This window comes from uncultured Porphyromonas sp., from assembly GCF_934359325.1.
Classification (GTDB): domain Bacteria; phylum Bacteroidota; class Bacteroidia; order Bacteroidales; family Porphyromonadaceae; genus Porphyromonas_A.
Genome location: NZ_CAKRLH010000067.1, coordinates 1 through 8,004, shown reverse-complemented (window position 1 = coordinate 8,004; position 8,004 = coordinate 1). Strand labels below are relative to the sequence as shown.

General features: G+C 59.0%; 5 protein-coding genes. 4 read left to right on the top strand and 1 reads right to left on the bottom strand.

Annotated features, from left to right (window positions below; genetic code table 11):
- The 4 genes from uvrB to Q0F21_RS03885 form a co-directional block, all read left to right on the top strand.
- Positions 1-2,004, top strand: a 2,004-nt coding sequence (gene uvrB, locus Q0F21_RS03900; protein ID WP_297237585.1) for an excinuclease ABC subunit UvrB, incomplete at its 5' end; no start/stop codon positions are given.
- A gap of 3 nt (positions 2,005-2,007) precedes the next feature.
- Positions 2,008-3,462 (top strand): AAA family ATPase, encoded by a 1,455-nt coding sequence (locus Q0F21_RS03895; RefSeq protein ID WP_297237583.1) that lies wholly within the window; start codon positions 2,008-2,010, stop codon positions 3,460-3,462.
- 212 nt (positions 3,463-3,674) lie between these two features.
- Positions 3,675-4,265, top strand: a complete 591-nt coding sequence (locus Q0F21_RS03890) for a DUF6088 family protein (RefSeq protein WP_297237582.1) — start codon at positions 3,675-3,677, stop codon at positions 4,263-4,265.
- Positions 4,262-5,290 carry a nucleotidyl transferase AbiEii/AbiGii toxin family protein gene (locus Q0F21_RS03885; RefSeq protein WP_363282537.1) on the top strand — a complete coding sequence of 343 codons (1,029 nt, stop codon included), beginning with the start codon at positions 4,262-4,264 and terminating at the stop codon, positions 5,288-5,290. Before Q0F21_RS03890 ends, Q0F21_RS03885 begins: the two co-directional genes overlap by 4 nt.
- A 332-nt stretch (positions 5,291-5,622) precedes the next feature.
- Here Q0F21_RS03885 and hemG read toward each other — a convergent pair whose 3' ends face one another.
- A complete protein-coding gene (gene hemG, locus Q0F21_RS03880) occupies positions 5,623-7,032 on the bottom strand; it encodes a protoporphyrinogen oxidase (RefSeq protein WP_297237581.1) in 1,410 nt (469 codons plus the stop codon).
- Positions 7,033-8,004 lie beyond the last annotated feature (972 nt).

Genomic DNA, 8,004 nt, shown 5'->3' with positions numbered 1-8,004 from the left:
ACGGCGGCCAATGTGGTGGCGGAGGTGCAGCGGCCGACGCTGGTGCTGTCGCACAATAAGACACTGGCGGCGCAGCTCTACGGAGAGTTTAAGAGCTTCTTCCCCCACAATGCTGTCGAGTACTTCGTCTCCTACTACGACTTCTACCAGCCGGAGGCCTATCTCCCCACCAACGATCTCTACATCGCCAAGGACATGTCGATCAATGACGAGATCGAGAAGCTCCGTCTCCGTACCACCACACAGCTGCTCTCCGGTAGGCGCGACATCATCGTTGTCGCCTCCGTCTCCTGCATCTACGGTATGGCCAATCCTCGGGACTACGCCGCCAAGAAGATCCTCATCCGGGGTGGTCAGCAGATCGAGCGGGACGAGCTGCTCCACCAGCTGGTGCAGATCTACTACACGACCGCTCAGGGGGAGTTTAAGCCCGGCACCTTCCGCTCCAAGGGCGACACCGTCGATCTCTTCCCCGCCGTGGAGGATTACCAGGGGATCGCCTACAGGATCGAGTTTTGGGGCGACGAGATCGACCGGATCTCCTCCTTTGTCCCCCTCACCGGTGAGGAGATTGAGGAGCTGGACGAGGTCTTTGTCTACCCGTCCAATCTCTTTGTCACCACCAAGGAGCAGACCGACTGGGCAATGGCGGAGATCAAGAAGGATCTCGACAAGCAGACGAGCCTCTTTGAGCAGGAGGGGAAAAAGATGGAGGCTGACCGACTCTTCGAGCGGGTCACCAACGACCTCGCCATGCTGGAGGAGCTCGGCTACTGCTCCGGCATCGAGAATTACTCCCGCTACTTCGATGGACGACAGCCGGGCGAGCGTCCCTACTGCCTCCTCGACTACTTCCCCGAGGACTACCTGATGATCATCGACGAGAGCCACGTCACGATCCCTCAGGTGCGAGGGATGTATGGCGGCGACCGGCAGCGGAAAGAAAACCTCGTCTCCTACGGCTTCCGCCTCCCGGCGGCGATCGACAATCGCCCGCTCCGCTTCGACGAGTTTGAGCAGATGCAGGGCGACGTCATCTACGTCTCCGCCACGCCGGGCGACTATGAGCTGGAGAAGAGCGACGGCATCATCGTCGAGCAGCTGATCCGCCCGACGGGACTCCTCGACCCGAGGATAGAGGTTCGCCCGACAAAGAACCAGATTGATGACCTCGTCGAGGAGATCAATACCCGCATTGAGCGGAGTGAGCGGGTGCTCGTCACCACGCTGACGAAACGGCTGGCGGAGGAGCTGGCGGAGCACCTCGCCGACCTCGGGATCAAGACGGAGTACCTCCACAGCGAGGTGGTGACGATCCGCCGTGTGGAGATCATGGAGGGGCTTCGGCGCGGAGACTTCGACGTCCTCGTGGGGGTCAATCTCCTCCGTGAGGGGCTTGACCTGCCGGAGGTGTCGCTCGTCGCCATCTTTGACGCCGACAAGGAGGGCTTCCTCCGCAACCACCGCTCCCTCACCCAGACTGCCGGTCGTGCCGCACGTAATGTCAATGGTCTCGTCATTTTTTACGCCGACAAGATCACCGACAGCATGCGGATGACGATGGACGAGACCGAGCGGCGGCGAAAGATCCAGATGGCGTATAATGAGGAGCACGGCATCACGCCCCATCAGGCGATCAAGTCCTCCACCACCTCGATCCTCGACATGACCGGGCCGAGCAAGACCGCCGACGCTGCCACCCCGAGGGAGTACCGCATCGAGCACGCCAAGGAGTCAGCGGCGGAGAAGAGCCTCGACTTCCTCAAGACGGATAACCTCGCCGACAAGATCGAGAAGACCCGCGAGGCGATGCAGGCAGCCGCCAAGGCGCTCGACTTCGTCGCCGCAGCCCAGCTGAGAGACATCCTCTTCGAGCTACAGGCGGAGGAGGGCGGATCAGAGGCGGCGACGGAGCTGGAGAAGAGTGCTGCCAAGCGCATCGCCGCCCGCGACCACGAGCGGTCGGCACACGAGGCAAATAAGCTGGGGAAGAAAAGGCGCTGACCCATGACCGATATCTCCTGGATGACCCCCGGACAGCGGGAGGCGATGGAGTGCTTCCGCTCCTTCATCAGTAGCGACGAGGAGACCGTCTTCGTCCTCCGAGGCTACGCCGGCACCGGCAAGACCACCCTCCTCCGCTCCTTTGTCGACTACGTCAGCGACCTCGGGGCGCTCTATGTACTTGCCGCCAGCACCGGCCGTGCGGCCAAGATGCTCACCCTCCGCACCGGTATGGAGGCGCAGACCCTCCACTCGCTCATCTACCACTTCCACCGCTATGGCGACAGCATCAAGGACCTCCTTGAGGATGAGAAGGGGGAACGCAGCCATGCCGTGCCGGACAACGATCCGGCGGAGGAGATGCTCTCCCTCTTCAGCGCCTCTACCATCTCCGACGATGATCGGCAGTGGGGGCTGCGGGTCTACTTCATCGATGAGGCATCGATGATCTCCGACCGGGAGACGAAGGGCGGGATGCTCAGCTTCGGCAGCGGCAACGTCCTCGCAGACCTCTTTAAGTACGACCCCGAGGGGAAGTTCGTCTTCGTCGGTGACGACAGCCAGCTCCCGCCCGTAGGGCAGGACTACTCGCCCGCCCTCGTGCCGGAGTATATGGAGATGCTCTACGACGTCCGCGCCACCGGCTGCCAGCTCACGGAGATCGTCCGGCAGGATAGTCGGAGTGGCATCGTCCTCGCCGCCGCCGAGATCCGCGCCCTCTACCTCGACCCTCCGGAGGTGAAGTGGGGCGCCCTTCCCCTCAAGGGCTACGACGACATTGTGATCTGCGACGATCAGGAGACGCTCGTAAGCGACTACCTTACGGCGATTGGCGACAAGGACTTCGATCGCTGCACCTTCATCTCTCTCTCCAATAAGCGCTGCGCCGAGGTCTCCCGCCGCGCGAGGGAGCTCTACGGCTACATGGCGCCCGTGGAGGTGGACGACCTCCTCCTTGTGACCCAAAACGACCTCACCACCGGCCTCGCCAATGGCGACCTCATCGAGGTGCTCGAGGTCTCCCTCTCGCGGAAGAGGGTCCGCGGTGGGGTCACCTTCGTCCCCGTCCGGGTGCGGAATATCGACGACAGTGCCGAGTACGAGACCCTGCTGATCCTCGATCTGCTGGAGCAGGATGCCCCGGGACTCTCCTCCGCCGACTACAAGGCGCTCTACAAGGACTTCGCCATCCGGATGCGGAAGGAGGGAACCAAGCCCGGCTCTCGGGGCTTTCGGAAGTCCCTCCGGGAGGATCCCTACCTCAATGCACTCCACTGCCGCTACGGCTACGCCCTCACCTGCCACAAGGCGCAGGGCGGCGAGTGGCCCGAGGTCTTCATCGACCTGCCGGTCTGGCTCATGAAGGAGCCCAAGAGCGAGGCCTACCGCTGGGTCTACACCGCCCTCACCCGCGCCAGGTCCGTCGCCCACCTCGCCAAGTCCTTTGTCATCAAGTAGAGAGAAAAAAGCTCTCGCCCCTGTCACGATCGACAGGGGCGAGAGCTTTTTTTTTTTGCTCCAGTGCCGATGGTGACGCATGTGAAAATAGTCAATCGGTGGTAGGCCTGCATCCGAAGGATGCCCGCTCCATAGCGTTTGTATGGTTGTTGTTCTCGCAAATTCAGGCTACCTTTGGTGTTGGAATTATTTGAAGTATATCCAACATTGCTATGAGAGGAAAAACGCTCAGCCAGCAAATACTATCTGCTAACGACGGTTCAATTTTCTTTCGGACCGACTTTCCCCGGTATCATCCCGAGAGTGTAGGTCGTACGCTTTCGGGCTTGGTTGAGGAGGGTGCTCTTGTCCGTATTGCCTCCGGTGTTTACCTAAAACCCAAGCAGAGCAAGTATGGACCGATTATGCCATCTGTTGACAAGATTGTCCAGGCTATTGCCGAGCGGGATAAGGCTCAGGTATTGCCGTCCGGGGTCACTGCTCTGAATGCTCTTGGGCTGTCCACTCAGGTCCCTATGACCCATTCGTTTCTGACAACAGGAAGTGCACGTACTCTCTATTTAGGTGATCGAAAAGTGATCCTCAAGAGAGCCGTCCCCAGGAACTTTGCGTACAGCACTCAGCTTATCCCCCTTCTTGTCCAGGCGCTGAAAAGCTTGGGTGAACAAAATATAGACGAGGAGATATTGTCCCGGATGCGTGAGTTGATCAATCAGGAAAAAGAGGTCAGAGCTCTGGCTGAGGATGTGGCTATGATGCCGGCATGGATGCAACGAATTGTCAAGCCGATGCTTAACGAATGATGAGAAAGCTGTGGATCAAGAATACTCCTGAGGATAGGATCGCAATACTTCAGCAAGCTGAGAGAGCTCATACAGGGGTCACACTATTTGCCGTTGAGAAGGATTGGTGGGTGACTGCTACGCTATATGCGTTGTCGAGGTGTGCGTGTGCCCCATATCTGTCCTTTAAGGGAGGTACTTCCCTCTCTAAGGGCTTTGGTCTGATTGAGCGCTTCTCGGAGGATATTGACATTGCCCTACAGCACTCTTTTTTCGGCATAGAGCCTATTAACAGAAGTCAGCGGGACAAGCTGCGTAAAGTCTCTCGTGCATATATTCATAATACATTGTCCGGGCAGTTGGATGATGAGCTGAAACAGATGGGAGTCTATGGGTATCGGATCGAGAATGTGACACAGGTCTCGGCCGGGGCTGGCGCTCCTAAGCCTATCGATAGTGATAAGGATCCGACCACCATCCTTGTGTATTATGAGAGTGTCATTGAGGAGTCTATTGCATACATTCCTCAGCGCGTAAAGGTGGAGATCAGCTGTATGTCTATGGCTGAACCTGTGGAGACAAGGAATATCCGCTCTATGATTGCTGATGTCTTTCCGGCGGAGGACGAGAGTGGGGTTAGCTTCCCCACGGTGCTCCCTACGCGTACTTTCCTCGAGAAGATATTTCTCTTAGCCGAGGAGTTTCAGAAAGATAGACCCAGATACTTGCGTATGAGCCGACATCTATACGACCTTGAGCGCTTGATGGATTGTGCTTATGGAGTGGAGGCTCTTAGTGACAGACGACTCTATGATGCTATTGTGGAGCATCGTCGGCTACAATACGCTCTGAGGTATGTGGATTACGAGCTTCTCTCTCCAAGTCGTATCACGATCGTTCCGCCACAAAAAGTCCTCCACGACTGGACAAGTGACTACAAAAATATGAGAGAGCACTTCATCTATGGTGCTTCTTTGCCCTTTGATCAACTGCTCTGCCGGATAGAGGAGTTGCAAACTCGGATCAGAGACTTAGGGAGAAATTGATGTCGATGACGCCGGAATGGCTTGTTCTGCTCTATCCCCCGCTTACTCGCGCCGGTAGCCGGCGATGGAGATCCCCCTGAGTCCTACGTATTGTCTTTCCGATTTGCTCTCTTAATTCTCCTATTCAGTAATGTGGCGAGATACCAAGCGACTGGCGCCAAGGCACCTACCAGAGCAGCAGTCCACAAACCGTTTCGATCTAAACAGGATATTGGTGCCACCAAAAATATAACGACAATGACTGCATAGATTAGTATAAAGAGAAGTAGCTGTGTGGCACTTACTCTTTGTTTCCTTTTGATACTCATGCTTGCATCTCCAATATTATCCGCTTACTCGCGCCGGTAGCCGGCGATGGCATCGGCGATGGAGATGCCCTGGGTGATCCGCTTCGCCATGCCGATGCCGTCTCGTACCCCGCCGGCGATCTGCAGCCCCGGGTACTCCGTCTCCAGTCGGCGGATGTCCTCGTGGATCCCCTCCGTCGTCAGGTCATACTCCGGTATGGCATGGCTGTAGGGGGCGACGAAGACGAGGTCCGGCCGGACATCCTGCGGGATCTTCATCATATCGTACAGCTCCGAGAGGGCGATCTCCTGCCGCTCCTCGAGGCTCGTGTCGGTCACCAGCTCCGGATTGCGCAGCCCGCCCATAAATATCGTGAAGAGTGCACTATCCTCATACGGCACTTTCCCATCGAAACAGGAGGAGGGGAAGAGGATCCCCAGCACCCGCCGCCGCTCGCAGGTCGGCACTAAGGCACCGAAGGCCCTTCGCTCCACCCCGGGGAGGTGGTCAAAGCCCACCACCACCTCCGTGATCGGAGCGTAGACGAGCGTCCGTATGCGATCGAAGCGCCCTGCCCAGTCGTCCGGGAAGAGAGGGGGAAGGAGGTCGGGACGGATCGTCGTCACCACATGGTCGCACCGGACCGTCTCGCTCTCTCCCCCGGAGGTAAAGGTCACCTCATACCGGTGATCCTCAGCGGGACAGATGCGGATATCGGTGGCACCGGTGACGAAGCGCCCGCTGCGGGAGGCCTTCCGCTCGATCCCCTCGATCAGGTGCGAGAGCCCACCGACGACGTTGAAGACCTTCTTCGTCGCCTTCTTGTCCCGCTCCGTCGGCTTCCGCTCCCTCATCAGCTTCATCGAGCCGCCGATGAAGCTCCCATACTTCCGATCCAGGTCGTAGAGCTTAGGCAGCGCCAGCCGTGTCACCAGCTTGTAAGGGTCGCCCGCATAGACCCCGCCGATGAAGGGATCCACCGCGTAGTCCACCATGCTCTTCCCGAGGCGCCTCTCGGCGAGATCCCCGACGCTCTCATTGGGGTCGGTGCCCCGCTTCACGAGGGGCTCGAAGGGGATGTGCAGCTTGTCCCGCCACGAGAAGAGCGGGGTCGTGAGACCGCTGATCGGGCCCGACGGCAGCGGGTGGAAGCGGTCTCCCTTCCAGATCCAGCGCGCCTCCGAGGCCGACTTTGCCACCTCCATCTCCGCCTCCGGCGCGACGTACTCAAAGAGCTCCGCCACCTCGGGCGTGGAGACCGACCCGGTATTGGGTCCGGTCTCAAAGGTGTACCCCGCCTGCTGATGCGTCTGGATCTGTCCACCCAGTCGCTCCTCCCGCTCGAGGAGGAGGAAGGGGATCTCGTGCATATCGCACCCTGCCGCCACCGACATACCTGTAAGTCCCCCGCCGATGATCACCACGCGGGGCTGCTGCTTATCCTCTGCTGTCATACTCTATCTATTCTTTGGTTACGACAAAGGTAGGGAAAAAAGAGGCCAATGGTTTACAGGCTCCGGTGCCTCGCCATCCAGAGTCCTCCCCCCGGTGAAAGGAATGCATCCCTGCCGGGGTGCAGGCACCGGCCGAGTGCGCTGTCTTGTCGGACGGGTCGGACAAGTCGGACGGGTCGGACGGTCTGCACAAACGTACCGGCTTAGACAGCACGCCGGCATCCGAAGGGTGCCCGCTCCCTAGGCATCGGTCGAGGCACGAAGTGCCGACGACCGATGTATAAGCGTGCGCGTTATGTCTCGACCCCTTGTGGGTCGCCGGGAAGGGGGTGGCTGCTCGGCGACCCGCAAGGGGTCGCGGGGGTAGGGGGGGCTGCACATCGGTCACCGCTTTGCGGATGACCGATGCCTATGGAGCGAGCACCCGCAAGGGGTGCCACGCCGGTCTGTCTTACCCTTTCGTTGAAAAGGCCTGACGATCCCGCGGGGGGGCGAAGCCCCGGAGGGATCATCGATTTTTGCTCGGATTGACCGTAAAGACATTTCCCAATGGCTACCCGGTAGAGGACCCCGGAGGGGTCCTTTCTGCATAGCCCGCGGTCAAGGCACGAAGTGCCGAAGACCCCGGGTCACCTGCGATACGCCTTATCTATCCGACCCCGAGAGGGTGTCACTCCACCGGACGATCTCCATTCCGAGCGACCCCTGGCGGGGTCGAGGGGAGTGGTTCGGGCTATGCTTTCCCGGGGTCGTCGGGGCTTTGCCCCTCCGACCACCGGGCTATGCAGGATGCACCCCTCCGGGGTGCCCTCCCTGCCCCTCCCTTTCTACGTCTTCTGAGTAGGCCTTGGGTTTCAGGGGCAATTCTTTTACCGGTATTAGTGATCTCTAATACCGGTATTAGTCTTTTCTTTTACCGGTAATAGTTTTCTCTAATACCGATATTAGATCGGGGTGAGAATCTGTGTCGGG

What these genes read in the sequence shown, in the direction of transcription:
- Q0F21_RS03895 (WP_297237583.1), top strand. Translation starts at nt 2,008, where the DNA reads ATGACCGATATCTCCTGGATGACCCCCGGACAGCGGGAGGCGATGGAG.
- Q0F21_RS03890 (WP_297237582.1), top strand. Translation starts at nt 3,675, where the DNA reads ATGAGAGGAAAAACGCTCAGCCAGCAAATACTATCTGCTAACGACGGT.
- Q0F21_RS03885 (WP_363282537.1), top strand. Translation starts at nt 4,262, where the DNA reads ATGATGAGAAAGCTGTGGATCAAGAATACTCCTGAGGATAGGATCGCA.
- hemG (WP_297237581.1), bottom strand. Translation starts at nt 7,032, where the DNA reads ATGACAGCAGAGGATAAGCAGCAGCCCCGCGTGGTGATCATCGGCGGG.